General features: G+C 41.5%; 23 protein-coding genes. 11 read left to right on the top strand and 12 right to left on the bottom strand.

All coding sequences use genetic code 11. The features are described from left to right. Positions 1 to 4: 4 nt before the first annotated feature. Genes LNTAR_RS22865 through LNTAR_RS22850 form a run of 4 tightly spaced genes read right to left on the bottom strand, consistent with a single transcriptional unit; the run spans position 5 to position 4,969 of the window. Positions 5 to 811 carry a class I SAM-dependent methyltransferase gene (locus LNTAR_RS22865; protein ID WP_007281153.1) on the bottom strand — a complete coding sequence of 269 codons (807 nt, stop codon included), beginning with the start codon at positions 809 to 811 and terminating at the stop codon, positions 5 to 7. Continuing rightward, entirely contained in the window at positions 798 to 2,966 is a 2,169-nt protein-coding gene (locus LNTAR_RS26310) for a serine/threonine protein kinase (protein WP_007281152.1), read from the bottom strand. The genes LNTAR_RS22865 and LNTAR_RS26310 overlap by 14 nt, the downstream gene beginning before the upstream one ends. Positions 2,967 to 3,020: 54 nt before the next feature. Beyond that, positions 3,021 to 4,169 carry a glycosyltransferase family 4 protein gene (locus LNTAR_RS22855; RefSeq protein WP_007281151.1) on the bottom strand — a complete coding sequence of 383 codons (1,149 nt, stop codon included), beginning with the start codon at positions 4,167 to 4,169 and terminating at the stop codon, positions 3,021 to 3,023. Further along, complete coding sequence (locus LNTAR_RS22850; RefSeq protein ID WP_007281150.1) at positions 4,166 to 4,969, bottom strand: serine/threonine protein kinase; 804 nt, start codon at positions 4,967 to 4,969, stop codon at positions 4,166 to 4,168. Before LNTAR_RS22850 ends, LNTAR_RS22855 begins: the two co-directional genes overlap by 4 nt. Positions 4,970 to 5,177: 208 nt before the next feature. On the opposite strand from LNTAR_RS22850, the gene gnd reads away from it, so the two are divergent. Beyond that, positions 5,178 to 6,626, top strand: coding sequence for a decarboxylating NADP(+)-dependent phosphogluconate dehydrogenase (gene gnd / locus LNTAR_RS22845; protein ID WP_007281149.1), 1,449 nt, complete (start codon positions 5,178 to 5,180; stop codon positions 6,624 to 6,626). A gap of 91 nt (positions 6,627 to 6,717) precedes the next feature. Here gnd and LNTAR_RS22840 read toward each other — a convergent pair whose 3' ends face one another. Next, complete coding sequence (locus tag LNTAR_RS22840; protein WP_083800128.1) at positions 6,718 to 7,671, bottom strand: SGNH/GDSL hydrolase family protein; 954 nt, start codon at positions 7,669 to 7,671, stop codon at positions 6,718 to 6,720. Positions 7,672 to 7,781: 110 nt separating this feature from the next. Between LNTAR_RS22840 and LNTAR_RS22835 the strand changes: the two genes are divergently transcribed. Continuing rightward, the gene (locus LNTAR_RS22835) at positions 7,782 to 8,165 is read left to right on the top strand and encodes a DoxX-like family protein (RefSeq protein WP_007281147.1); all 384 of its coding nucleotides are present in this window, start codon (positions 7,782 to 7,784) and stop codon (positions 8,163 to 8,165) included. Here LNTAR_RS22835 and LNTAR_RS22830 read toward each other — a convergent pair. Further along, positions 8,162 to 9,325 (bottom strand): THUMP domain-containing class I SAM-dependent RNA methyltransferase, encoded by a 1,164-nt coding sequence (locus LNTAR_RS22830; protein ID WP_007281146.1) that lies wholly within the window; start codon positions 9,323 to 9,325, stop codon positions 8,162 to 8,164. The genes LNTAR_RS22835 and LNTAR_RS22830 overlap by 4 nt on opposite strands. A gap of 156 nt (positions 9,326 to 9,481) precedes the next feature. Between LNTAR_RS22830 and LNTAR_RS22825 the strand changes: the two genes are divergently transcribed. The 5 genes from LNTAR_RS22825 to LNTAR_RS22805 all read left to right on the top strand — a co-directional run bounded on the left by LNTAR_RS22825 (position 9,482) and on the right by LNTAR_RS22805 (position 14,121). Beyond that, entirely contained in the window at positions 9,482 to 10,015 is a 534-nt protein-coding gene (locus tag LNTAR_RS22825) for a 3'-5' exonuclease (protein ID WP_007281144.1), read from the top strand. 61 nt (positions 10,016 to 10,076) lie between these two features. After that, positions 10,077 to 11,786 carry a Na/Pi cotransporter family protein gene (locus tag LNTAR_RS22820; RefSeq protein ID WP_007281143.1) on the top strand — a complete coding sequence of 570 codons (1,710 nt, stop codon included), beginning with the start codon at positions 10,077 to 10,079 and terminating at the stop codon, positions 11,784 to 11,786. 40 nt (positions 11,787 to 11,826) lie between these two features. Then, a complete protein-coding gene (locus LNTAR_RS22815) occupies positions 11,827 to 12,855 on the top strand; it encodes a glycoside hydrolase family 5 protein (RefSeq protein WP_007281142.1) in 1,029 nt (342 codons plus the stop codon). Between the two features lie 95 nt (positions 12,856 to 12,950). Continuing rightward, on the top strand, positions 12,951 to 13,865 hold the full coding sequence (locus LNTAR_RS22810) for a mechanosensitive ion channel family protein (protein ID WP_007281141.1): 915 nt from the start codon (positions 12,951 to 12,953) through the stop codon (positions 13,863 to 13,865). Beyond that, entirely contained in the window at positions 13,846 to 14,121 is a 276-nt protein-coding gene (locus LNTAR_RS22805; protein ID WP_007281140.1) for a YhbY family RNA-binding protein, read from the top strand. The genes LNTAR_RS22810 and LNTAR_RS22805 overlap by 20 nt, the downstream gene beginning before the upstream one ends. On the opposite strand, the gene LNTAR_RS22800 is transcribed toward LNTAR_RS22805, so the two are convergent. Both LNTAR_RS22800 and LNTAR_RS22795 read right to left on the bottom strand, forming a co-directional pair. Further along, the gene (locus tag LNTAR_RS22800) at positions 14,118 to 14,627 is read right to left on the bottom strand and encodes a hypothetical protein (RefSeq protein ID WP_007281139.1); all 510 of its coding nucleotides are present in this window, start codon (positions 14,625 to 14,627) and stop codon (positions 14,118 to 14,120) included. The two genes, LNTAR_RS22805 and LNTAR_RS22800, sit on opposite strands and share 4 nt — an antisense overlap. Then, positions 14,624 to 15,322: a hypothetical protein gene (locus LNTAR_RS22795; protein ID WP_007281138.1), complete on the bottom strand. Its 699-nt coding sequence runs from the start codon at positions 15,320 to 15,322 to the stop codon at positions 14,624 to 14,626. Before LNTAR_RS22795 ends, LNTAR_RS22800 begins: the two co-directional genes overlap by 4 nt. Positions 15,323 to 15,444: 122 nt before the next feature. Between LNTAR_RS22795 and carA the strand changes: the two genes are divergently transcribed. The 3 genes from carA to LNTAR_RS22780 all read left to right on the top strand — a co-directional run bounded on the left by carA (position 15,445) and on the right by LNTAR_RS22780 (position 18,824). After that, positions 15,445 to 16,605 carry a glutamine-hydrolyzing carbamoyl-phosphate synthase small subunit gene (gene carA, locus LNTAR_RS22790; RefSeq protein WP_007281137.1) on the top strand — a complete coding sequence of 387 codons (1,161 nt, stop codon included), beginning with the start codon at positions 15,445 to 15,447 and terminating at the stop codon, positions 16,603 to 16,605. 343 nt (positions 16,606 to 16,948) lie between these two features. Continuing rightward, positions 16,949 to 17,491: an RNA polymerase sigma factor gene (locus LNTAR_RS22785; protein ID WP_007281136.1), complete on the top strand. Its 543-nt coding sequence runs from the start codon at positions 16,949 to 16,951 to the stop codon at positions 17,489 to 17,491. After that, positions 17,484 to 18,824 (top strand): NPCBM/NEW2 domain-containing protein, encoded by a 1,341-nt coding sequence (locus LNTAR_RS22780; protein ID WP_007281135.1) that lies wholly within the window; start codon positions 17,484 to 17,486, stop codon positions 18,822 to 18,824. Before LNTAR_RS22785 ends, LNTAR_RS22780 begins: the two co-directional genes overlap by 8 nt. A 710-nt stretch (positions 18,825 to 19,534) precedes the next feature. Here the strand turns inward: LNTAR_RS22780 and tnpA are convergent. The 4 genes from tnpA to LNTAR_RS22760 form a co-directional block, all read right to left on the bottom strand. Further along, positions 19,535 to 20,008, bottom strand: coding sequence for an IS200/IS605 family transposase (tnpA, locus tag LNTAR_RS22775; protein ID WP_007281134.1), 474 nt, complete (start codon positions 20,006 to 20,008; stop codon positions 19,535 to 19,537). Positions 20,009 to 20,358: 350 nt separating this feature from the next. Then, entirely contained in the window at positions 20,359 to 21,783 is a 1,425-nt protein-coding gene (locus tag LNTAR_RS22770; protein ID WP_157473805.1) for a sulfatase family protein, read from the bottom strand. A 206-nt stretch (positions 21,784 to 21,989) separates the two neighbouring features. Beyond that, positions 21,990 to 24,008: a serine/threonine-protein kinase gene (locus LNTAR_RS22765; RefSeq protein WP_007281132.1), complete on the bottom strand. Its 2,019-nt coding sequence runs from the start codon at positions 24,006 to 24,008 to the stop codon at positions 21,990 to 21,992. A gap of 1 nt (position 24,009) precedes the next feature. Next, complete coding sequence (locus LNTAR_RS22760; protein WP_040915644.1) at positions 24,010 to 24,582, bottom strand: RNA polymerase sigma factor; 573 nt, start codon at positions 24,580 to 24,582, stop codon at positions 24,010 to 24,012. A gap of 348 nt (positions 24,583 to 24,930) precedes the next feature. Here LNTAR_RS22760 and LNTAR_RS22755 point away from each other — a divergent pair, with 348 nt between their 5' ends. After that, the gene (locus tag LNTAR_RS22755) at positions 24,931 to 25,524 is read left to right on the top strand and encodes a transposase (protein ID WP_007281130.1); all 594 of its coding nucleotides are present in this window, start codon (positions 24,931 to 24,933) and stop codon (positions 25,522 to 25,524) included. Positions 25,525 to 25,596: the final 72 nt, after the last annotated feature.

Below are 25,596 nucleotides of genomic sequence, written 5' to 3'. Positions count from 1 at the left end.
GTGTTTAGCTTACACGAGTCGCAATATAAGTCACTACAAAGGGAACTTTTTGAATTTGTGGGTACATCTCTCTCCAAACATCACTATCGTAGGGCATGCACTTTAATAGCTCATCACCGTTCAAAAGCTCAAGCTCAAGTGGCTTTAGTTCAAGTACTTTTTCGATTTTAAAACCAAGCTCTATAAGCCAATTAATATAGGTCGAAATCGGATATTGCCTCGTCCTAATAAAGCTACTTTCATCTTTTGTGAAGCGCACTTCTCGCGGGGGTTCAAAATAGTTACTCACGAACATCCCCTCCTCATAATCATCCAACTGAATCCATTCTCCTGCAAAGACAGGGTGACCCGTTGTCATATGCAGGCGACCTCCAATTTTTAACATAGCTGCACATTTTTGCAAAACACTTTTTTGATCCTCCGCAAAAGGCAAAGCCCAAGTACTGTGTATAAAATCCCACTCGCCCAGGGCTTCCGGATCGATCTCATCTAAATCCAGTTGTTTAAACTTTAGTTTCAAACCTTCTTCTTTAGCAATAACTTCACCATGCGACAATTGCTCTTCGGAAATATCTGTCACCAAACATTCTGCGCCTTGAGAAGCCAGAAATAGCGAATTTTGCCCCGCACCCGCACCTAATTCTAAACACCTTAAACCTTCAAGTTTTTCAGGCAAAGCTTTAACTTGACTATCTCCTGGCAGTAAGGGCCCATAATGAAAATCATTAATTGAGATGCGTGTGACAGATTGATATTCTTTGGAAGTTTCTTCCCAATACTGACGGCTATCGCCAGAGTCATTTCTTTCCACGTCGACTCACACTCTTTTTAATTTTTTCTTCTAGAGAGTCAACTCTCTTTTTGTTGAGTTTATAAAGATCACTCGTTTCATATTTTTTCTTTAAAGCGACAATTTGTGCCCTAGCAGAACCAGCTTCATTCCTTTGCCAACTATTCTTTGCTTCGTTTAAATAATTCTCAAAATCAAATTTGGCCATACGATTTGCCTCATCTACCAAGAACACTTCAAATTCAGACATTTCAACGCCTTCATTAAGTTTACACTTTTGAAAATTCCTGTACCAAAACAATAAACTTAATGCCCCTTCTCTTGGGAACTCAGAACTAATGGCCAATAAGGACTCTAGGCTCTTTAAGCCAAAGGTACTTAAACTTAAACTTTTAAGTTCACCATCAACCACCCCCATAAGAATATCACTCTTAATGGAACGTACTTCGACTTCATCTTTCCCATGCTTGATCAACAAACCCTGCAAGGAGCTGTCTTCATCTACTAAAGAATTCCGCACTTCGTTTGCCTGAACAATAATATTTGTCATCTGCTCCGACCAAATAGGATCATACGCTTCACTATTTTTCAAGAATGTTAACAGTTCAGTACTAGCTTTCCTTCCTAAGTAAAACCTAAGAATATCCCTTCTCATACTATCTCGTTCACTTTGAAGAGCCAGCTCTCCCAAGTCTTGACTAACAAAGCCTTGCTCTGAATTAGCCAAAAGATCATCCTCCTCCTCTTCTGCTAGAGTAGATTCCTCACTAAAAAATTCATTTTGACGTCGTTCTCGTATCAAAATCTCCAAAACGGCTTCACGCCATTCTAAACATTCTTCGGCTTGTGGTGAACTAGGATATCTTGCTAAAAAGGCCTCAATTTTCTTAAATAAAGTAAACGCTTCTACTGAACTTACACTTTTATCAATTGACTGAGATAGAACAGCAAATTCTGCTAAACGTTTCTTATCCCCTTTATCGACTTTCACTGTCTTATCCACTGATTTATCGCTATTAAAAACAATGATCCCAATCAACAACATGACCGTCACTAAAGCAGTAAAAGCCTGTAGCCGTAAACTTTTCTTCCTTTGTTGGTTCCTCTTTTCCGTAAAGCTAAATCGCGTTTTAAAAATTTTAGTAGAAAAGCTAGAAGTCGTGCTCATATCTCCAGCATAGCGTCTCAAGAGGCGGAGGTCTTTAGCTAGATCACCGAAACTCATGTAGCGATCATCAGGGTGCTTTGACATCATTTTAGTAATGACCGTAACTAAATCCTTAGGGACAGAAGGATTTAGCTCCTTAATTGGCAAAGCCTCTTCTTCTAAATGTTTTTTATTCACATCTTTGATATTACCATCAAAAGGAACATTGCCCGTTAAGGCCTCGTAAGCTGTGATCCCCAGTGCGTAAATATCTGCACGTGTATCAGCTTTTAAATTAAGTATCTGTTCTGGACTCGAGTATTTGTAATCTCCATCAGAAAACCTCGATCGTGACCCTGCTAAACCAATATCAGAAATTTTGATCTGAGCTTTCGAGTCGATCAAAATATTTTCAGGCTTCACCGCTAAGTGAGGTAAGCCTTCAGAAGTCCACGCATAGTCCAGTGCATGAGCAATCTGTGACAACAGACGTATGGTCATATTAACTGGCAATTTACCTCTATCGTCAATTAATTGCCTTAAGTTTTGACCAAATACATATTCTACAACTAGGTAGTAATACCCACCTTCTTCATTTACAGAATAGGCTTGTACAATATTGGGGTGATTTAAACGTGCGGCGACTCGAGCTTCTTTGAAAAATTCCAAAATATGCTCAGAGTGCTCGGCCATATCATTATCTAAAACTTTTAAGGCTACATCGCGAACCAACGTTTCTTGATAGGCTTTGTAAACCTCACCCATGCGGCCTGAACCAATATGTTCTTCAACACAAAAGTCTCCAATGATATAACCTTTTTCAAATGGCTTCGGAACCTTGAGAACCGTCCCACACGATCCACATTGGACCGCTTCCCCTGGCTTGCCGTCATCTACTGAAACAGCCTGCCCGCAAGAAGTACATTTAAAACGCAAAACAACACCAACATTTAAATTCAAATAATTGATTATAATTGAATAGATTTTTAGGAGAAAGCAATTCGTCAAAGTCGCTTTCATCAACTTCATAAAGAAGCTACTGCAATTAATTCAAGATTTTATCAAAAGCTCGTAAAAATATCTTCAAACAAACTCTTTAAAGACTCGTTCCATGTGAAGGAAGTTTTTTTCATGAGTTAAAGATTCTACGCTTAAGCGCGCTTGCTCACCGAGCTGTTTGCGATTCTTCGAATCAAATAACTGTAGCATCGCCTCTTCAAATTGACCCAAGGAATCAGGGCGTGGAATTACATAGCCATTTTCACCATTACGAATCATTTCTGAAGCACCATTAAACTCAGTACTTATCACTGGAACGCCTGCGGCCATGGCCTCAAGAACTACCAAGGAGCATGGATCATACCACGTCGGCTGCAAGTAGGCATCAGATGCGCGATAGACGAGCTCAGGATTCTCTACGGCTCCTAAAAAACTGAAGTAAGCTCCTAAGCCTCGACTCTTAATCATCGTTTCGTATACTTTTTTCTTGCCTTTACCTGCTACAAGTACAATGAAGTCCTCTTGCTTTTCCTTAAGCCGATCGACGACCGCAATAATTTCACGTAAGCCTTTGAGCTTGAAATTATGTGCAACCAGTGAAAAAATAATTTTCTGTGAATCAAGGCCTAGCTCTTTTTTAGCCTTTTCTCTCTCTTGCGCTGCACATGGCTGAAAACGATCCACATCCACACCATTGTAAACCAGCTCGATCTGATCATCTTCTAAATTGTAGAACTTTTTCATATGCTTTTTAACCATTTCACTTATGGCTATGTACTTCACTCTATTGTTCGTAAATATTTCGCGTTCAATCAAAGATGCCATGATATGCTTCGGACTTATTGCGTTGGATAAACCCTTTAAGAAACAATGCACAGGATGAGTCAACAAACGATTTTGCTGGTGGCTCGCTTTAGTCACACCTCCATGTGGCTGATAGACATTAATCCCAGCACTTACACCAGTTCCCATGACAATATCAAAATCGCCTTCTTTCACAAGATTCTTAACTTGCTTTAAAAAGCTATTCCATTGCGTCCATCGCATGAGCTTGGCTAAGGATGAAATCGTGATTAACTTAATTTTCATACCTTCATCTTGAACATTGCTATCTTGAGTAAAAAAAGTAACTTCGTGACCACGCTCAATAAGAAATCTTGCGAAGTCTCTCATGTATACCTGTTGCCCACCATACTGAGGCTTAAAATGCTCAATAACAAAAGCGATCTTCATACGATATAGTTACCGTGCTTACTCTTCATACGATCGACTCGTTGCATAACTTGATACAATAATTTTTTATCTGATAAAGAAAGTGATCCGTGCCCTTGATAGGCTTTAAAATAACGCATTTTCTCAACTTGCGACATATCGGTAGGAAAGGAATAAAATAGTTGCCCCAAATCTTTTACAATCCAACGTTGACGAAACTTACTTCTCTTTTGGACTCGCTGTAAGTCTATGAGGGAAAATTTATACTCTTCACCGGCCACATGGACAAATATGTGACATAAGTAAAAATCACGATGGTTATAACCTTTAGAATGAAAACCCCTTGTGAACTCCCCTAACTGTTTCCAGAACTTCCTAGATTGATTCAGATCCAAATTATTGTCTCTTAAAAAATAATCTGCCTGTACGCCTTTTACCGCTTCTGAAAGATAAAATGAAACCGCTTCACCACCTATCCTACCAACTCCATAAGCCATTGGAGTGGGAACACTGATTTTATCTTGGTGTAATGCTTTGGTATTGACCCACTCAGTAATCGCTTCATGATGAGGCCCAGATTTGCGACTCATTGATGCTTTTTTCCAATGACGCTTCAAGTAAATCAGCTCATCTTCACAAAGCACGGAAACTGTCAAACGTCCCGGCACCTCGCGCATCGCCTCTAAGCCCTTGCAAAAGAAGAAGTCTTTGAAACTCAATAAACCCACACCAATTAATTGGTCTCGGTAGGCTTTATTCACCTCAAAATCTACAATTTCGAGCTTCCCGCGCCTATAAGCATCTGGAGGGCTTAATGCCATTTATTCACCTGTAATATTAAATTTTAAATAAAAATAGTCGAAAGGCTCATTCTTACAACGACAATAGCAAAGAACTTTACCCTCAATTTATTGCATGCAACAGCGATAGGGTGACATAATTAACAAGCCCTATATAGACGAAAAACAAACTAAGGCTATAGTCGGGAATCAACTGAAACAATAAATATTAGTAAATTAGGAATATCGTATGTCTCAAGCAGATATCGGTCTTATCGGTCTTGCCGTAATGGGCCAAAACCTAGTCATGAACATGAATGACAATGGTTACACTGTCGCTGTTTACAACCGTACAACTTCAAAAGTAGATGATTTCATGAATGGCCCAGCTAAAGACAGCAAGGTCATTGGCACTCACTCAGTAGAAGAATTTGTTAGCCAACTTAAAACACCTAGACGCGTTATGCTCATGGTGAAAGCTGGTGAAGTAGTCGATAAATTTATCAACACAATTGTTCCTCACCTCGAAGCAGGCGACATCATCATTGATGGCGGCAACTCACTCTATACTGACTCTAACCGTCGCGTGGAAGAACTCGCTGCAAAAGGCCTTCGCTACATTGGCGCCGGTGTTTCTGGCGGCGAAGAAGGCGCTCGTTTCGGCCCATCAATCATGCCTGGTGGCGATCCTGAAGCATGGCCTGCAGTAAAAAATATTTTCCAAGATATCTCTGCAAAAGTTGACGGTGGCGAAGCTTGCTGTGAATGGGTAGGTAAAGGTGGCGCTGGTCACTATGTAAAAATGGTTCACAACGGCATCGAATATGGTGACATGCAACTTATCTGCGAAGCTTACCAACTTCTTAAGAACGCGGGCTTCTCAAATGACGAAATGCACCAGATCTTCAAAAAGTGGAACACGGGCGTTCTCGATTCATTCTTAACTGAGATTACAACAGATATCCTCGGCTACAAACAAGAAGATGGCACTCACCTCGTTGACTACATCCTCGATACAGCTGGCCAAAAAGGCACAGGCAAATGGACAGGCATCAATGCTCTTGACCTCGGCATGCCATTAACACTCATTGCTGAATCAGTATTCGCACGTTGCGTATCTGCACTTAAAGATCAGCGTATTGAAGCTTCTAAAGTTCTCAATGGTCCTGATATCAAATTCAATGGCGACAAAGAAGCTTTTGTCAACGATGTTGAACAAGCTCTCTACGCATCAAAAATCATTTCTTACGCTCAGGGTTACATGCTCCTCAAAGAAGCTTCAGAGACTTACAAATGGGACCTTGACTTCGGTGCTATTGCTCTCATGTGGCGTGGTGGTTGCATCATCCGCTCTGTTTTCCTCGGCAACATCAAAGATGCTTTCGACGAAAACGCTGACCTAGAAAACCTCTTACTCAACGACTTCTTCAAAGATGCAATTCATAAATCTCAAGAAGGCTGGAGACGTACAGTTGTTAAAGGTATCGAGCTCGGAATTCCAACTCCTTGCTTCTCGACTGCCCTAGCTTTCTACGATAGCTACCGTTCAGAAGTTCTTCCTGCTAACTTGCTACAGGCTCAACGTGACTACTTCGGTGCTCACACTTACGAGCGCTTAGACAAGCCACGCGGCGAGTTCTTCCACACCAACTGGACAGGTAAAGGCGGCAACGTTTCTTCTACGACTTACGACGTGTAAGAACTAGCCCCTAGCTCGACAAAAAACCTCAGTGAATCATCACTGAGGTTTTTTTATGCTCAAATTCATTTCAGCCAACTAAATAATGAAACTAATTAATCGCGTCGATCTCTTTGAGTAATTCTGATGCACGGGATTCTGTTTCAGATACTGAATCAGTCTTAAAGACCTTCCCTCTCGTATAGCCGACATATTTCAACCAACCTCTAGAGCGCAATTGGCGACGCTTTTCAACAAGTTGGTAAAGCTCATCTTTTTTGATATCAGCCAAGTTCTCTTGAGCCAATAAATCAGCATTTGTACCTAAGCCTTTCAACAGCTCTTGAGCCATAAACAAATGGCCTCCTAAAGCAGGATGAATTCCATCTTTGGCAAAGACAAAGCTTTGATCATTTTTGCGCTTTTCAATTAGGTAATTCGTCATCGCTGTATTCAGATCAACACAAGTCACTTCTTGTGGCAAACCCAGCCTTAACCATTGAGAAAAAGCTTCTAAGGTCTGATGATAATTTTCATATGGGAAGCGATAACTAAAATCTTCTGCATCAGCGCTTCGTAGTTTCTTTTGAATCGCATAAGCTTGAAAAGCCGGAGGGCTTATCATCACAACTTCAGCCCCAGTCTCGCGACACTTTTCTATCAAACTTAAAATACCTTTCTGATAGGCATCGAGTATTTTTTCATTGAGGGGGTGATAAATGCCATCATTCATTCCATAACAAGCAAATACCACATCGGGTTTAATTTTTTCCAAAGCATTAGCTAGACGCTCATGAACGCAAGGACGGGGAAAGGGATGATCTTTTTCAGATAAGCCAGACGCTGTCTCTGAATTTAAACCCAAGCTATAAAAATCGAAATCATCTTCGGGATTCTGCTTACGTAATGCATACTCAACAAAGCCCACATACTGACCTGCTTGAGTAATGCTATCTCCTAAAAACAAGACCTTTTGATTGCTTAAATCCATTTCTTCACTTTTATCTACAGTTGGATGACAAGACGCTAAGAAGATTCCTACCAACATAAAAATCAAATATTTCACACAAACACCCTAAGATTAATAATTTCTTTACTCATTATAATGCGACTAAGCTCAAGAAAACTTTGAATCAAAAACTTTTCGGATACAGTTTAAGTAAAAAAAGAACTCATATGCAGAAACTAAGCAACAAAATGATCTCGCGCTACTCTCTTGCGCTCATCTTCTTCTATCATGGCCTCGTTCCAAAATTGCTCTTTAAAAGCGAGCAAGAAGTATTGATGAACAACACTTTCATGCCTTTCATGGAAAAAGATTTCGCTCTGGTTTCATCAGGGATTGCAGAAGTACTCTACGCATTTCTTTTAGTAATTTTTGCATCAAACAAAAAACTGCTGTATCCAGCCATGGCATTTAGCCTACTTGCGACGATTGCAATTTTTATCCAATTGCCGCAACTCATGACTCACGCTTTCAATCCCTTTTCAATCAATCTAGCCGTATTCTCTCTAGCTTTGATTAACTTAAAATGCTTAAATGAAGAAAGGGGTTCTTAGGTCCACTTATTACCGCGATACATCTCAAACTTACAAAGGCGACCATCTAAACCACCATTGCTCAAGGGGAATTTTCGCGAAGGTCGCAAACCAATTTTCAAGATCAATTTACGCTCACCAAAGAAAACCCAGGCATTGCTTCCCGCACATTTTTTCTTGAGAAAATCACCGATCTCACCCGTGAAAGATTCCACATCTTCATCCTTCATCAAACGCATACCGTAAGGGGGATTCGTAATAATTGTGCAAGGCTCCAGGTCATCTAAATCCTGAAAACGACTTTGAATGATTTTGATTTTATCGCCACCAGGTAAGTAAGATAAGTTGACTATACTTGCGCGAACCGCATCCGCATCCATATCTGAACCAGAAATCAAACCCTCTTGAGGTAGCTTTATTCTGGCATCTGCTTTCGCTTTAACTTCACTCCAAATATCGGCATCAAAGTCAGGCATGTGTTCAAAACCAAAACGCTTCCTTAAGTAACCCGCAGGTATTCTAGCCGCATGCATGAGTGCTTCTGCTAAAATAGTTCCCGAACCACACATGGGATCATAAAGTGGAGTTCTTCCATCCCACTCAGACGCACGAATAAAGGCCGCAGCCAAACTCTCCATCAATGGTGCCTCGACAGAATCTTGACGATAGCCACGCTTGTGATGAGATCCACCAGAAAGATCCAGGGCAATTGTCGCCTTATTCTTATTGATGAATAAATTAAGCCATATATCAGGATTCTTGGGATCAATATCGGGACGCTCACCACGCTTCTCACGCAAACGGTCACAAATGGCATCTTTCATTTTTTGCGCCGCAAATTTCGAATGATTGATTTTACTATTGCCTACGTTTGCGAAGATCGCAAAAGTTTGACCCGGCTTGATAATTTCTTCCCATTTCATCGTTTTCACACGCTGATAAAGCATGTCTTCAGACAGTGCATCAAAACGGTGCAAAGGAGCTAAAAAGCGCGAAAAGAGGCGTGAACAATAAACAATTTTAAAAAGCGTAACCATATCCGCGTGAAAATGCATCCCACGGTAATCTTGTTGGATTTCTTGAGCACCTAACTCTTTCAATTCATCAACGCCAAGCTTTTTGGCCTCTTCTGAAATTTGGCCGTAAAACAAGCCAGTTTTGTGATATCTAAATTCAGTCATTTTTATATTTCCTAATTATTTTTGTCAAAGTAGTGCAAAAGTGCTTTTCGTCTCGCCACCACAAGTTTTTCGTTAAAAATAAATCCCTCTTCAACAAAGACTTTTGACTTATCTTCTTGGCGACTTAAGATCATAAAAACAAAAAGTGACTAAGAAATGTTAGAATTTACCGCCATAGATTTCGAGACTGTTCCTGGTGAACACGGCCCCATCCCAGCGGAAATTGGCCTTGTCGTTTTTAATGAAGCGGGACAAATCCTTCATTACTTCGAAGCCTCAGCTCCAGTCAATCAACTTTATGCGAAGTCCGCAAACTGCTGTGAATCTATCGTTTCCACTTGGCCCCAGATTAAAGAGCATCTGCAAAACAAAGTCATTCTCGGCCACAATATCGGCTACGACTATGCCATCTTAAAAAAATCATTTCCTGCCTTAGAGATTGAAAGAACGGTTGATAGTCTACAAATTAGTCGCCAAGTCTACAAAGACCTCTTCTCTGATTACAGCCTAAGCGCCTTGCTCGAGTGCCTCGATTTAACCCAGTCCTTAAACACGCTTAAGGTCAATGATCATTTCACACCTCATCGAGCCTTATACGATGCAATGGGCGCTGCACTTTTATGCTTAGAACTGCTCAGCAAGCCTAAAGGCCGAGAACTCATCATCCCTCAACAGCAGTCCTTATTTTAAGCTATTTCTTCAAAATCGACGCCTTATAGGTCATATTAAAGCAAAGTGATTTGGTATAATAATGATTAATTGGGTGCAAATTTTCATCGAAATGGCCGGTGGTCTAAGCCTTTTTTTATTCGGCATGACCATGATGAGCCAGTCCTTAAAGTCAGTTGCTGGTGATAGTTTAAAAAACTTGCTCAGCAAAATGACTGGCAATCACTTTCGGTCTTTAATTTCTGGGACCTTGATCACTGCCATCACACAATCATCGTCGGTAACAACTGTCTTACTGGTTGGTTTTGTCTCTGCTGGACTTCTCAATTTGAGTCAAAGTATCGGGGTCATCATGGGCGCTAATATAGGCAGCACCTTCACGGCACAAATCATCGCCTTCAATATAAGCCAATACTCACTACTGATGATTGCGGGTGGCTTCACGCTCTATTCTTTAGCTAAAAATAAAAGCATCCAGTACTACGGCCAAATCCTACTCGGCTTAGGACTCGTTTTCTTTGGCATGGCGATGATGAGTTCGAGCACGTCCCCGCTGAGGCAATACCAGCCTTTCATTGAACTCATGAGCCAAATGGACCACGCTTTACTTGGCATCATTGTCGGAGCGCTCTTCACCGCACTTGTCCAAAGTTCTGCAGCCACCACTGGTTTATTGATCATTTTAGCTGGTCAAAATATCATCACCCTCGAAGCAGGTATTGCCATGGCACTGGGGTCAAATGTGGGCACATGCATAACCGCCCTGCTCGCGAGTATAGGCAAGCCTAGAACTGCTGTTCACGTTGCTTTTATTCACATCATTTTTAATGTTTTAGGAGTAATCCTGTGGTTCCTTTTCATTCCACAGCTTGCTGAACTCGCACGGCACATTTCGCCACTTCACCCCGAATTATTAGACGCCAATCGCATTGCTGCTGAGACTCCACGACAACTCGCTAATGCTCACACTATTTTTAATTTTGCCAATGCTTTGCTCTTTCTTCCTTTTTGTAATCAGCTCGCAAAACTAACGGAGTTCCTACTCCCCAAAAAAGACAGTAGCCAAGAAATCACACAACATATTCACGACATGTATTTAAGTGATCCAGTCATCGCGCTGCAACAAACTCAACTAGAAATCATTCACCAAGCACAATTAATCACGCCTGCCTTAAAGCAGTTGCCCGAAGCGATCATCTACGCAGATGAGGAAAGCCAAACGGATATCACCGCACTAAGAAAACAATCATCACAAGTCTACTTATCACTTATCGACTACTCTCGTAAACTTGGCGTCAGAACTCAATCCAGTGCACAAATGGACCAAGTTGAAAAGCTCTTAGCGGTTGCAGGCTACTATCAACAAATGATTGAAAGCCTCGATGAAGCCAGCCAGAATCTCGGTGGTTTTGTTAGCTCACATCATCTAAAGGTCAGTGCGGAGACCGCAAATAAACTTCACGAGCTCTGCGACACCATCACCCACTCAGTGGCACTTTCTATTACCGCTCTTTCAAATTCTGATCGAAAAAGTGCAAAAACCATCATTAAGCAAAAACCGATCATCCAAGAATTAATCGACGAGCTCACAAGCCATTTACACGGAAGATTGCTCGCTGATGCTCCTTCTCGTACCGAACTCTACAAACTCCAAACCGAGTTGGTCGCACTACTCAACCGCATCTATTATTTCAGTAAACGCATTGCGAAAGTCATTCGCCATAAGTATGCGTCAGAACAATCTATTACAGATCAGGATGAGGAAATAGAAAGCAAAGATCCAGAGAATTAAACCCTACTTCCTGTAAAATTTTGAGCTCGGAGTGCTATTAATGTATGTAAATAACAACTTTAAACTTATGAATCGTATGAAAATATTTTTCTTTTTACTCTGTGCTCTTGCTAGTTTTTCACTTCACTCGCAATCAGCTTTTCAGCAGCATGGAAAACTCAAACTCATTGGCACACAACTTTGTGACCAAAACAATAAGCCTGTTCAGCTTAAAGGCATGAGTACTCACGGTCTACAGTGGCATGGGTGGGGCACCTTTCTCAATGAAAAAAATATGGATGTGTTAGCCCATCAATGGCAGGCGGACATTTTGAGAATCGCCATGTACTACGATGAAGGTGGCTATAAATCGAATCCAAAAAAATTCACAACCATGGTGGACACTTTAGTCGAAGAGAGTCATAAGCGCGGGCTCTACAGCATCGTTGATTGGCATATCCTAAAACCCGGGGATCCCTGGAAACGCATCGAAGAAGCAAAGATCTTTTTTGATTACATGTCTAAAAAACATGCGCAGAAAGGCTCTGTTCTCTACGAAATATGCAATGAACCCAATGGCAAAAATATTGACTGGCCTAGAATTAAATCTTACGCGGAAGAAATCATTCCCATCATCAGAAAAAATGATCCTGATGGCATCATCCTCATTGGCACACCTGATTGGGCTTCTCTCGGCCTCTCTGGCGATAAAGTAGCTCACGACATCATTACAAAGCCCTTAGATAAACAAACCGCTCACAATGTCATGTTTAGCTTTCATTTTTATGCCGCCTCTCATGGCAAGACCTATCGCGATGGCTTTAAACAATTCTTGGGCAAAGCACCACTCTTCATCACCGAATGGGGAAGCCAAGAAGCTTCGGGCGAAGGAAAAAATGATTGGCACAGCGTCAAAGAATGGCACAAAATCCTCGACCAACACAAAATCAGCTGGTGCAATTGGAATTATTCTCCTGGTCATCGTTCGAGTGCCGTTTGGAAACAAGGCACCACCGCTAAGGGCCCCTTTAATGATCAACAACTCAAAGAATCTGGTCGAAAAGTCAAACAACTCATCCTCGCCAAGTAATTTCTTCTGTGCTTCTGTACAAATCGGAGGCTTTCAGATTTCTCGATTTTTGTTAAGACTTTATATTAAAGAAACTAACAAAACTGAATAGAATCATGGCCCCCCTCCCCACTAACCCCTCAGAACAGCTAAAAGAAGGCTTGCAGATTTTTAATAGTTCTTTGATTTGGCTAATCATTGGCGCTATTGGCATCATCATTGCTTCGGTCCTTGTTTCTTACGTTATTAATCGCACCCTAGTCAAGCGCTTAGCTAGACAGATGAAAATGGATCGCGGCATTGAATTCGCCATACAAAAAGTAACTCAATACGTTTTAGTCGGCATTGGTGTCTATACTGCTTTTGCCTTTGTTGGACTCCCCGTTAGTGCATTCGCGGGCATCTTCGCCTTGCTCTCTGTGGGTATTGGTTTTGGTTTACAAAACATTACCGCCAATTTTATCAGTGGTATTATTTTGCTCATCGAACGCCCCATTAAAGTAGGTGACCGTTTAACTGTTGGGGAAATCTGGGGGGATGTCTCTCGCATCAACTTAAGAACGACTATCATTCAAACACCTGATAATATGTCGATCATTGTACCCAACTCAAAAATTCTTGATGATCAAATTATCAACTGGACTTTTGGTGATCCCCGCATCAGGATAAAAATTCCTGTGGGAGTCGCCTATGGATCAGATATACGCCTCGTTGAAAAAGCTTTAGCCGAAGCCGCAGCTAAGCATAACTTGGTCCTCAATAAGCCCGTCCCCCAAATCTGGTTCAAGGAATTTGGCGATTCCAGCCTTAATTTTGAACTACTCGTGTGGATTGAAAAAGCCACTGAACGCGATCAAATCATCAGTGATATCAACAAAATCATCTATAAGCTCTTTATTGATTACAATATTGAGATACCTTTCCCGCAACGAGATCTCAACATAAAACACACAGATCTACTAAACATCAATCAAAACTCCGAGACCACTATCGAGGAGTCACAGGATCATCATGAAAAAAATAAGCGGTAGCGAAGCTCGCGCATTACGTGCTAAAGGAGCGCAGCTCGAAGCTAGTGCAGTCATCGGCAAGCGTGGACTTACAGACGAAAACATAAAAATCATTAACGAAGCTTTTCTCAAACAAGATTTAATCAAAGTAACTGTCCGTAAGAAAGCTTTCGAAAATCCTAAAGACGAAGTCCAAAACATTGCGACTCAATTTGAAGCCACAATTGTACAGCATTTGGGCAGCGCCCTACTACTTTATAAATCTTCTGAAGATTAAAATTCTATTTCAGAACTAGCAGATACTTCATCTGCTTTGAGCCCAACAGGTGCTATTGCATACACTAATTGGGCTTTTTTTACGTTCTTATTCAGTTCAAACAACAAGCGAACTCCAGCCCCTTCTTTCACTGTACGTGAACCTGACAAAGCGGGCTTGGGCTCAGACTTCCAGCGTAGAGCTAATTTACTGGGAACGTGAAACTCCCAATTAATCTCATTAAAAGCTTCAGTATTCGACCCCACAAGCTTACACTTGAAATCTTTCTCCCCTACTTTTAAGACGTAGTCATATTTACCAAGACTGCGGCCTTCGCTAAGGATAAAATTGAGTACGACAAATTTATTGCCCTTCGCTGGACGTAAAGTCGTAAGCTCACCCGAGCGATCCACCACTTTAATGGAATCGGGCTTATTCACCTTAATGATATAACCTTCACGTAAAACACTCTGACTCTGAATCGTCAAAGCTAAAAAAAGACTTAATATTACTGTAGCTAACTTCATTTTCTTGTACTCAATATTTTTTTCTGATGAGACTCTGCTTCAATGTAGCGCCCTAACAATTTTGGTAAAGGTTCACTATCGACTTCCCAATCTCTCACATTAGAGAAATACATTGTATAATCCCCCCCGTCAACTCCTGCATCTTTCCATCTCGCTATTCTTCGCTTTAAAACATCGGTGTATTCATCGTCATCAGAAGAAATAATCAACATCGCCGAGCCTGAAATTGATAAATAAAGCTGATCAATCGTTTCCGACCGTTGGGCCACATCCTTAATATCCACTTGGTCATTAAGCGTGACAACAAACACTTCCAAATCACGCTCACCTGAGAAAGTATAAGACAATTGATAAATCACACCCGGCACTTGCTTACCAGGCAAAGTCGACATCAGCCAACGCTTATATTTAACATAAGGTCGACGGGAAATAAGTGTAACCTCACGATCATCACTAAAGACAAAGTAACCTGCGTCCAAAGCAGATTCACGCTCTTTTTCAGTGATCACCTGATTCAAGAGAAAAACATCTATATCTTCACGAGGTTTTTCAATCATATCTTGATCTAAGTGGCCAACTAAAGCCATGAACTTAAACTCTGTCTTTTCCAATTGAATTTCACCCGTTGAGCAAGAACTAAAAAGACCACTTATCAATGCTAAACAGATTAGCCTTTTTACATATTTATTTTTCATAAACTTCATCCCTTTAAGAAGATATTTTTTTTACTCCTAAAGGAGCCATAAAAGCAACTGGAAAAAATATGACTTGCGTTTAGATTCCCAACAATTAATAGAAAAATAAGGTGACATATTCAATGAGTCAAAGTTGGAATTGGAAAGTTCAAAGAGAAAAGCAAGCCTTTCTCGCACTTGAAGACGGCACGATCTTCAGAGGCTACTCCATCGGAGCAGATAAAAACTGCTTAGGTGAAACTGTATTTAACACTGGCATGACTGGTTATCAAGAAATCTTATCTGACCCTTCTTACGCTGGCCAATTCATTTGTATGACTTACCCTGAAATGGGCAATTATGGTACGACTCCTGTCGATATGGAAGCTAGAAAGACTTTTTCAAACGGCTTAATCATCCACAACCCGAATGATGATAGTAACTGGAGAAGTGATAATAAGCTTTCTCAATTCCTAAAAGATAACGGCATCCCCGCTCTTGCTGGTATTGACACACGCGCACTCACTCTCAAACTCCGTACTGACGGCGCTATGAAGAGTTACATCTGTTCAGATGGTTCAGTAAGCGAAGCCGAAGCTATCGAACTTGCTAAAAACTGGGAAGGTCTCGAAGGCCAAGACTACGCCGCAAAAGTAAGTTGTGATGAAGTTTTCGAATGGGATCCAGATGATTCAATCTCATCATCTTGGGGAACTGGCGATGAACTTCCAGAAGCTAAATACAAGCTCGTTGCCTACGACTTCGGTATCAAATGGAATATTCTCCGTGGCCTTAGACGCAGTGGTTTTAAAGTCACAGTTGTTCCTGCAAAAACTCCCGCTAGCGAAGTGATTGCAATGAATCCCGACGCCGTATTCTTCTCAAATGGTCCTGCTGACCCGAAAGCGGTGACTTACGCTGTTGATGCAGCTAAAGAACTCATTGGCAAATACCCCATCATGGGCATTTGCTTAGGCCACCAGATCTTAGGTCTCGCTTCTGGTGCGACCACTTATAAGCTCAAGTTTGGTCACCACGGTTGTAACCATCCAGTAAAAAACCTTCTCAAGGGTACAATTGAAATCAGCTCACAGAACCACAACTTCGCCATTGACCCTGACTCAATCAATGACGAACTCATCGAAGTGACTCACATTAACTTAAACGATGATACAGTTGCGGGTATTCGCCATAAATCTGAAAAGATGTTTGCAGTTCAATACCATCCAGAAGCGGCTCCTGGCCCCCACGATCCCTTCTACTTATTTGAGCAATTCTACTCCATGGTAGATAGCGACAAATAATTTAAGTTTTACCTTTAAAAAGAGCTCTCCTCAACGGAGAGCTCTTTTTTTGTGTATAGTAAATCATATATGTTTATCCACCTATCACTACCCCAATAATAGCTGTACCAGTAAAGAGACTGACCGTGCCGAAGGCACGAAGCATAACTCAGCCTATGTGTTTTAACCATAGGACCTAAATTTTAAGCCCCATCCCGTTCTAAAGGAACGGCGCATAGGTCATATTGAATCGTCAACTAGGTAATCACTAAAAATAATACGTCTTTTTTTATATTAAGCACCGCAAGATTTGCATTCCCTCGCGAAATCTTTTATAAAGTAATAAAGTTTACGGGACGCCTATATGAATGAATTAATTAATGAGATACGCCAAGGGGATACGGATAAGTACCGCCTACTCGTGCGTCAACTCGCCCCCTCTCTGCGCTCTTACTTGGCGGGGCGCCTCAGCGATTTCCACCTTGTGGAAGACTTATCACAGGAAATCTTTATTGCCGTTTTTCAATCAATTGAAAAGTTTGATCCCAAATACGACTTCCGCACCTGGTTTTTCACCATTGCTCGAAATAAACTCAACTCTCATTTGAGAAAGACTTATTCTAAGAAAAATCTCAAATTTGCCTTTGAGGAAGAAATCCAAAATCTCGTCGCCGAAGTTTGTGACGAAGACCCCGATCGTGAACGCAAGCTGGAGCATATCCAGAGCTGTATTGCCAAACTCCCCGAAGATGCCTTGGAAATCATCAAATCCCGTTACTACACTAACGAAACTGTGATTAGCTTAGCCGAGCGCCTTAATAGTACCGAAAACGCCATCAGCTCAAAACTCTTTAGAATCAGAAAAAATATCAAGGACTGCCTAAGCGCAGAACTCCGTCATGAATAATCAGCAAAAACTCACCATCGAAAAATATATGGATGGGGAGCTTTCCGAACAGGAACTCATCAGCTTCCTAGAAGAATTACGAGAAGACCCCGAGCTCGTCCAAGAACTCAACCTCGCCATGGAAATCAAGGGCCTCATCTTCACTTCCCAGCGCCCTAAATTTCATGCCCTCGAAGAAGAAATCATGAACCACTTGGAAATTGATACTTCCGGCATGGAAGATCAGATTATGGAAAAACTTCCCGAGCCCAAGGTTCACAAATTCCCCGTTTGGTTTAAACGAGCAGTGGCAGCGCAAATCATTCTCATCCCCATTCTCTTTTTTATCCTCACCCCCGCAAAAGTAGCCGAAGCTCCCCCAGTCTTGATTGGCCATGTGGATAAAGTGGGCTTCGATAGCTTTGTCTTGCGCGGAAAAGAAAAAGTCAACATCCGCAAAGGCGACCCACTCTATAGCAAGGATCAAATCTACGTCCAGAATGAAAGTTCTTTGGGCATGAAGTACCTGGATGGCTCCACGCTTAAACTTTCCAGCCAGTCCTTTGTGCGTCTTAGCGATATAAAAGGTCAAAAACGCGTCGAGCTCTTCTCAGGCGTGCTCGATGCGGACATCGCAAAGCAGCCACTCGGCAAAGACATGATCATCACCACCGAGCACTCAGAATGTGAGGTTATTGGCACGCAATTCACCCTATCCTCTTCAAATGTCTCCTCATTACTGGATGTTACCGAAGGTGCTGTACGCTATAACAAAATTAAAAGCGAAAAATCCGTTATGGTCGAAGCCGATCACTATGCCTCAGCTAGCCAAGACGAATCTCTAGAACTCAACAGAAACACTAAGCCACTTTACAAGAGTCCACTTGTCACCTACTTCACACCCGACAAAAAGACTGACATCGAAGTTGAACTCCATGGCGCCCGCTCACTCTATCTAGTGGTCAGTAACGGTGGCAATGGCCAAAATCATGACCACTCAGCATGGATTGACCCAAAAATCATTGGCCCCGCAGGTGAACTCAGCCTCACTGAACTTCCCATGAAAATTACTAAAGCTGGTTATGCTGAGGTCGAAGTGAATGGTGGCATATATGGCGGTCCCTTGCGCGTCAATGGTATAGATTACCCCATTGGAATTGCGGCTCACGCAACATCCGTTATTGCCTGGGATATCCCACCCGGTTATAATACCTTTACGGCTGAAGGAGTCATTCTCGATAGTGCCAACCAACGCAATAACCCCAAGCATCACGAATCCGTTCAATTCGAAGTTTACACCGCTATCCCCGAGAAAAAACTCAAGGGTCTGCTGATCAGAAAACGTCGCTTTTAATTCTGTTAATGAAGTTAAATCTATTAGGTTCAAGGTGGCGCCTGTCGGCTTAAGGTAGCGCTACGCTCAAGGTTTCACGAAGAAACATAAGGTTTTGGCAAGCATTTTTATTCAAAGCTAAAGCATTCAACTGTAATTGTGCCAAAGGCACGAAGCATAATTCAGCCTATGGTTTTTAACCATAGGACCTTACATTTAAGTCCCATTCCGTTCTGAAGGAACGGCGCATAGATCGCAATCGTATTACTTATGCAAAGTCATTAGGATTTTTGTGCTTTTCCGTGCTCTTTAGTGGTTCGATATTTTTAATCATTACAGAAATAAATCTAAGTAATTTTTACCACGAAATATCACCAAACAACACGGAAGGATTTATATTTTTTTTGAACTCGGTCGGTGCGCTGCACCTTGATTTTATATCAGCATTCTAATCGTGGGGCTACACCCCACGCTGGGTTCGGTCGGTGCGCTGCACCTTTATTTTTTATATGCATTCCTGTCGTGGGGCTACACCCCACGCTGGGTTCGGTCGGTGCGCTGCACCTTTATTTTTTATATGCATTCCTGTCGTGGGGCTACACCCCACGCTGAATTAGAGCGGGCTTATAGCCCTAGGGCCGGAGGTCCGACCGATGCCAGCATGCACCGCTAGGTGCATGACTAAACATATTCCTACACTCAAGGGCCGGAGGTCCGACCGACCAAAGTATTCAATCAACCCACAAATATTTCTCATCATCTAAATCAATTTTATACTGCTCAAGAAACATCATGTATTCTTCTTTAAAAGTCATGCGTTTGTGATGCTCTTGTTGATTTTCTACATAGGCTTTCACCTTATCTAAAATACTCGGGCTTACAGAAAAAACTCCATAGCCCTTTTGCCATGAAAATTTCTTCAAAATTAAACCATGCTCATGCGAATTAGATTTTATCCACTTGGAAGAAGTACTTTTAATTTTATTAACGAAGGATGAAGCACTTATTGATTTCGATAAAGAAGTCAATAAATGAATATGGTCTTCTGTACCATTAATAAGTATAGGTATACAACTCTCGGATTTACAATGTCCCGCTATATATTTATGTAAATCATCTTGTAGTGAATTAGGTATTTTCACAGGATCACTAAAGCTTATATGAAAAATAGTATGAATATAAATTTGAGATAATGACTTCCCCATTATTAAACTCCTCAATTTTTTCAGAATTTACGACAAATAAAAATTGAATACAAATTTTATCCAATCTGATCAGACTTTATATGTCTACGGTCACGCTGGGGTCGGTCGGTGCGCTGCACCTTGATTTTTTATATGCATTCCTGTCGTGGGGCTGCACCCCACGCTGGAATAGATCGGGCTTCCAGCCCTTAGGGCCAGCGGTCCGACCGACGCTAGCATGCAGCGCTAGCTGCATGATCAAAATTAGATGACAATACTCAAGGGCCGTAGGTCTGACCGAACTCAATGTAGATAAGAAAAAGCCTTTGCTATTCCACCGATTTAACTCAGTTCAAAGCACATTCAATATTTCACTTACCTTCAGATTGCCATTTTTTCATCAGAGCCATGTTTTTGTCTTTTATCTCTGATTTTCTGGTTGCGGCCATGTCACTATCGTATTGTTCTTCAGCTTCAGGAAAACGTCCTTGGTCATCTGATTCGATAATCCAGTTGGCCAATATACAGCGCATCTCCTGCAATTTATTTTTATACTTCGGGTCGCCTGCGAGATTTTTCAGCTCCCATTTGTCTGAAGATAATTCATAAAGCTCTTCCTCAGGTCGGGTAGGAGAAAAAAGAAGCTTTTCCTGTAGATCATTTAATTTACCTTCGGCCTGTAATTGTCGAAGGACGGGCATCCATGGCTTCCCATCTTTATACTGACAAGGCTGGAGATGAGGGCGCTTTGGATAAAAGTTGCGAATGTATTTAAAGTCCCCTGAGCGGACACTGCGAATGCGGTCAACGGTTTCATCGCAGCGGTCTCTAGCTGAAATAACATAATTGCGCTGCTGAGCCTGATCTCCAAATAGAGTTCTGCCCTGCATGTAAGCGGGGATATCAATGCCGGCAAAATACAGAGAACTAGCAGACATATCTATATGAGCAATGAGTTCTTCGCGTAGCTTGGGTTTTAATTTTTGGGGAGCCCAGACGATGAAGGGGACTTTAGCACCTTCATCGTAGCAGAATTGTTTTCCTCTTGCTTGACTGATACCGTGGTCAGTTAAAAAGAAAATGATGGTGTTGTCTAAGAGCTTATCTTCTTTAAGGCGCTGCATGATTTTGCCGACCTCCAGGTCGGTATACTGCACGCTGTTCAAATAAATGGCCCAGTCCTGCTTAAAAGCTTCTACATCCGGGTAATAAGGGGGTAACTCGACCTGATCTTTGCTGATCACATTTGTAAGTGCGGGTTCAATTTGCTTATACCACTTATCGACATTGCGAATTTTGCCGCCGCGCAATTGAATCTGAGCGAAAAAGGGCTGACCTTTTTTACGGCCCGACCAGTCAGGGCCATCGTAGAGATCACTTTTCTTGAAGGAGAAATTGTAGTCTTCTTTACCGTATTTCCCAGGGTGCTCACTGCCGTTACAGGTGTAGTAACCGGCAGCTTTAAAGAGTTCCGGAATTGTTTTGATGTGCTTGGGCAGGTGGATTTTTATTTTTCCCCGTGAACTCCTGTGGTGATGAGCTCCAATGGCAGTCTGATACATGCCGGTAATCATGGCTGATCTTGCTGCAGAACAAACAGGCGCGGTAATGTAGGCATTGGTGAAAACTTGACCTTCTTTGGCTAGGCGGTCGACATGTGGGCTATGGACCAGCTTTTCGCCATTATAATTAAAATGGGATGACATATCCTCCACAACAATCCATAAAATATTCGGCCTTTCTGCGGCGTGTAATGCAGCACATATGAAGAATGCGATAGAGGTAAAAAATCTCATGTTAGTTCCTTGCGTTTTTAATTTCATTTAATTCCTTTTAAGTGTGATATTTAGGGAGGATAGGATATTGGGTGTAAGCTACGCTCTCTCGGTGAATCAATGATTAAGTCATTGCAAACACTTATTTTGGTAGTTAATACAGGTAATAGAAGTTTTTGGGACAGCACATAATTTTTTTTTCGTGCTGAGCGTCAATTTGTATGGGACTAGGGAATAAATACGAGTTCGTAAAAACTCTTGAGTCGATTGATGACGGATTCGGGGTAGCTTCCGGATTTTAAAATAATAGTTTTGAGTGTTGGGTGGTTATAAAGATTACGATCAATTTCTATAGTCAGAAAGGGTAAGTGCTGAGAAATGTCCAGGGTGGTGATTTTTGCACGTCTTAAGCCGGTTAAGTTACAGATGTCGCCTTTCAGGACAAGAGTATCCAGATCAAGGTATTGGGTTAAAAATAATCTTGGCGCAGGATTGTTTTTATCTGGATTATGAACATTAAGAGTCAAGCGGCGATTGGCTTTGTCGTAATCGTAGACAAAAGATGCCATGGCTTGGGCCCCAGCCTCAAAATAAGCTTGAACTACACCCTCATAATCTTTAACGGGTTTGAATTCGCTTCGTATTTCATAATCGTATAGTATAACCCTTTGAGCTAAAATATGACCATGTCCATTGTAATTTATAGCTTTTAAGAAATCTATAAGCTCTTGCTTTGAAGGGCGTTTATGTCTAGTGAAATTTAAGGATGGGCAGTCTTGAAAGACTTGCAGAAGTTTATCTGAATCCGGCGTGTAGTGCTTGAGCATTCTCTTGGTTTCAGCCGTGTTGAGTTGAATGAAGTGGACTTCGGCCATTTGATGTTTGGCCATATGAGAGTCGGGGTCCAGTGTCATAGCCAAGCTCGATAATTCCTCCATGATATTAACTGCTTCCTTGGTTTTTAAGTACATAGTCCTACGTTTTATATTGTCTACCAGATCATTCAGTTCATTGGCTTTGGCTTTTTTTTGTTCGCGGCTTTGGTCTCTAATTTTAAAAATTTCTTCAATTTTGCGCTGAATTTCATCCTCTGCAAGAAGAGCTTTGTTTTCAGCTTTTAAAGCTCTGACTTCCTGTAGTTGGCGTTGCTGGGCTTCGGCCTGAATCCTCTGAGAAAACCAGTTGACACTTAGACTTACAATAAGCAAGATGACCAAGGCTAAGTTACAAAGTAAGTTTTGTCTCTTATAGAATAGCCAGGTACAGAAGAGTTTATTTTCATTTTCAAAACTTGTTGGTCGTTGTTTTAAGAATAAACGCAAATCATCTATAATGGCACTGACTGATTGGTAGCGCTCACTAACTTTCAGCTGTAAGCAGCGCTGGATGATTTGATCGAGAGTTTTGGAAACTTTTAAGTCAGGAAAGCGCTCGCGTAATTTTCTCGGAGTATTTTCCAAAGTAGACTTTATCAGCTCTTCTGCCGATTCTCCTTCATGGCACCTTTTTCCGCTAATGAGATAATAAAGCAGGGCTCCAAGACCGTATATATCTGCAGCTTGAGTAGGAGTTTCGTCCCGTTTTATTTGTTCTGGTGCCATAAAGCCAGGCGTACCGCCAATAGTGCTCTCCGTCGCTTCGGAAAGTTCAGAGATTTCTTTAGATGAACTCATTTCAGCATCAGATACTTTCTGTCCCATACCCCAATCACAGACAACTATTTCTGAAAAGGAATCGAGCTGAATATTTTCCGGTTTAAGGTCGAGGTGGATAATGCCTTTGGAATGAGCGTGTTCGATGGCTTCGCAGGTAGTTAAAAAGATGTCGAGACATTGATCCAAGTCAATTTTTTTCTGCGCAAATCGCCAAGAGGCCAGGTTTTGGCCACGCTTAAAGTCCATGGTGAAAAAAGGCTTTTGATCGCTATTTATGCCGACATCATGAATCTTGATGATATTAGGATGCTGCAGAGAGGAAGTGAGCCAGGCTTCTTTTAAAAGGCTATCGTAAAATACCGGGTGGATGTCGTCGCGGGGTTCGGCATAGGCAATAATCCTTTTTGAGAAGTTATCTTTTGCCGCCCAAACTTTTTTTATACCGCCTTGGCCGGCGAGTTCATGCTTGTCGTAACGATTCTCAATATTTTCGAGTTCTTCGCAGTCGGGATTATTGGCTATTTTATTATCGTCGCCAGTTTCGACGATATCAAAGAGATCAAGCAGATTTTTATTATAGGAATCGCTCATGCTAGCCCATGTCTTTCTGTAAGAAATAAACTTCCTCTAAAAGGCGTTTTTTTACTCTTTTTTTGAGGGTATAGACAGATGATTTGCTGAGCTCCAGCTTGTCGCCAATTAGATCAACAGTCAAGCCACTTAAACTTAACTGAAAAACTTCCATGGCTTTTCCTTTAAAATCTTTGCTGATGTTATCCATGGCTCTCTGCATGATAAAATGCTTCCATTCTTCTTCTGCAAAATCCATAAATGATTTTTCATCTGGAATACCATGCAGACTGTCACCACCATCAATATTTTGCTTTTTATGCTTTTGTTGCCAGCTTTTCAAGACGGTAATACGAATGATAGAAGAAAGCCAAGTCCGAAATTTAGAGCGTTCTCGGTCATAGGTATCTAACTTTTTCCAGATCGTTAACATGACTTCCTGAGAAACGTCGTCTTTTTCCTCTTTTACGCCAAGTTTATCCAGTAATTTGTAGATGTAGCGGTGATAGCGCTCGACAAAAACTTCCCAGGCTTCCGAATCTTCATGATCCATCGTTCGGGTAAGCAAAGTGTGACTGGTGACGTATGTATTCAAAGTAGTCCTATAGAAGAATTAAGTATATTTTAGAAGAGTTAAACTCGAAAAACAAGTTATAAACGACTTCTAATGAAGGAATCTTTAGCTAAGAGTTCTTCATTTAGAATATATACATTTGCTGTTTAAAAGCTTTTAATCTTGAAGTTATTCTTCATTTTTTGTTATTATTCTGCATATAATTTACTTTACGCACGGAGAAAGACAGAGAGAAAATCCAGAAAAAATAACCTTGATTATCAGAGTCCATTAAAAAGTTGTTTGTTTAAATGCAGGCGAGCCGCCCGCGCTCCCGGGGGACTTGTTTCCTTATTTGCGAGGGATTAGGTTTTCTGAGTGGAGGTTTAAATGAGACGACCAGAATTTGAAAACAGGGAAGCTTGGCATAGCCGAGGATTTTTGCCTAATTACGATGTGGCGAATAAATACCAAATGATTACTTACCGTTTAGCCGATAGTTTACCTAAGCATGTCATTGCTGGGAGCGCGGGCGGCTCGCCCGCTGAAAAAACCCAAAAACGAAAGCTTATCGAAAAATATCTCGATCAATCTTATGGAGCATGTTATTTAAAACGGCCGGAGATAGCACAAGTTGTGGTGGATAATTGGCGACATTTCGATGATGAACGTTATGACCTCATTGCTTATGTAGTGATGCCGAATCACGTTCATCTTTTGATTAAGACTTACGAAAATCATTGCTTAAATCGTGTGGTGCATTCGTGGAAAAGTTATACCAGTCATGAAATCAAAAAGATTTTGCTGGAGGGAAATAATGCGGGCGAGCCGCCCGCGCTCCCAGGGGACTTAAATCAGCTGGAGGGAAATAATGCGGGCGAGCCGCCCGCGCGCCCAGGGGAGATATGGATGGAAGATTATTGGGATCGATTTATTCGAGATGAAAAAACATTTTTGTACGGCCATTCATTATATTCTAGATAATCCAGTCAAAGCGGGCCTAGTAAAGGAGGTCAAAGAGTGGCCTTGGACTTATGTCAATTTAGATTCAGGGAA

It is taken from the genome of Lentisphaera araneosa HTCC2155, assembly GCF_000170755.1.
GTDB classification, from domain to species: Bacteria; Verrucomicrobiota; Lentisphaeria; order Lentisphaerales; family Lentisphaeraceae; genus Lentisphaera; species Lentisphaera araneosa.
This window is presented reverse-complemented; position numbering and strand designations above follow the sequence as displayed.

Bases quoted from the DNA above. Each gene is read 5' to 3' on its own strand.
- LNTAR_RS26310 (WP_007281152.1), bottom strand. From the start codon at position 2,966: ATGAAGTTGATGAAAGCGACTTTGACGAATTGCTTTCTCCTAAAAATC.
- LNTAR_RS22855 (WP_007281151.1), bottom strand. From the start codon at position 4,169: ATGAAGATCGCTTTTGTTATTGAGCATTTTAAGCCTCAGTATGGTGGG.
- LNTAR_RS22850 (WP_007281150.1), bottom strand. From the start codon at position 4,969: ATGGCATTAAGCCCTCCAGATGCTTATAGGCGCGGGAAGCTCGAAATT.
- gnd (WP_007281149.1), top strand. From the start codon at position 5,178: ATGTCTCAAGCAGATATCGGTCTTATCGGTCTTGCCGTAATGGGCCAA.
- LNTAR_RS22835 (WP_007281147.1), top strand. From the start codon at position 7,782: ATGCAGAAACTAAGCAACAAAATGATCTCGCGCTACTCTCTTGCGCTC.
- LNTAR_RS22830 (WP_007281146.1), bottom strand. From the start codon at position 9,325: ATGACTGAATTTAGATATCACAAAACTGGCTTGTTTTACGGCCAAATT.
- LNTAR_RS22825 (WP_007281144.1), top strand. From the start codon at position 9,482: ATGTTAGAATTTACCGCCATAGATTTCGAGACTGTTCCTGGTGAACAC.
- LNTAR_RS22820 (WP_007281143.1), top strand. From the start codon at position 10,077: ATGATTAATTGGGTGCAAATTTTCATCGAAATGGCCGGTGGTCTAAGC.
- LNTAR_RS22815 (WP_007281142.1), top strand. From the start codon at position 11,827: ATGTATGTAAATAACAACTTTAAACTTATGAATCGTATGAAAATATTT.
- LNTAR_RS22810 (WP_007281141.1), top strand. From the start codon at position 12,951: ATGGCCCCCCTCCCCACTAACCCCTCAGAACAGCTAAAAGAAGGCTTG.
- LNTAR_RS22805 (WP_007281140.1), top strand. From the start codon at position 13,846: ATGAAAAAAATAAGCGGTAGCGAAGCTCGCGCATTACGTGCTAAAGGA.
- LNTAR_RS22800 (WP_007281139.1), bottom strand. From the start codon at position 14,627: ATGAAGTTAGCTACAGTAATATTAAGTCTTTTTTTAGCTTTGACGATT.
- LNTAR_RS22795 (WP_007281138.1), bottom strand. From the start codon at position 15,322: ATGAAAAATAAATATGTAAAAAGGCTAATCTGTTTAGCATTGATAAGT.
- carA (WP_007281137.1), top strand. From the start codon at position 15,445: ATGAGTCAAAGTTGGAATTGGAAAGTTCAAAGAGAAAAGCAAGCCTTT.
- LNTAR_RS22785 (WP_007281136.1), top strand. From the start codon at position 16,949: ATGAATGAATTAATTAATGAGATACGCCAAGGGGATACGGATAAGTAC.
- LNTAR_RS22780 (WP_007281135.1), top strand. From the start codon at position 17,484: ATGAATAATCAGCAAAAACTCACCATCGAAAAATATATGGATGGGGAG.
- tnpA (WP_007281134.1), bottom strand. From the start codon at position 20,008: ATGGGGAAGTCATTATCTCAAATTTATATTCATACTATTTTTCATATA.
- LNTAR_RS22770 (WP_157473805.1), bottom strand. From the start codon at position 21,783: ATGAGATTTTTTACCTCTATCGCATTCTTCATATGTGCTGCATTACAC.
- LNTAR_RS22765 (WP_007281132.1), bottom strand. From the start codon at position 24,008: ATGAGCGATTCCTATAATAAAAATCTGCTTGATCTCTTTGATATCGTC.
- LNTAR_RS22755 (WP_007281130.1), top strand. From the start codon at position 24,931: ATGAGACGACCAGAATTTGAAAACAGGGAAGCTTGGCATAGCCGAGGA.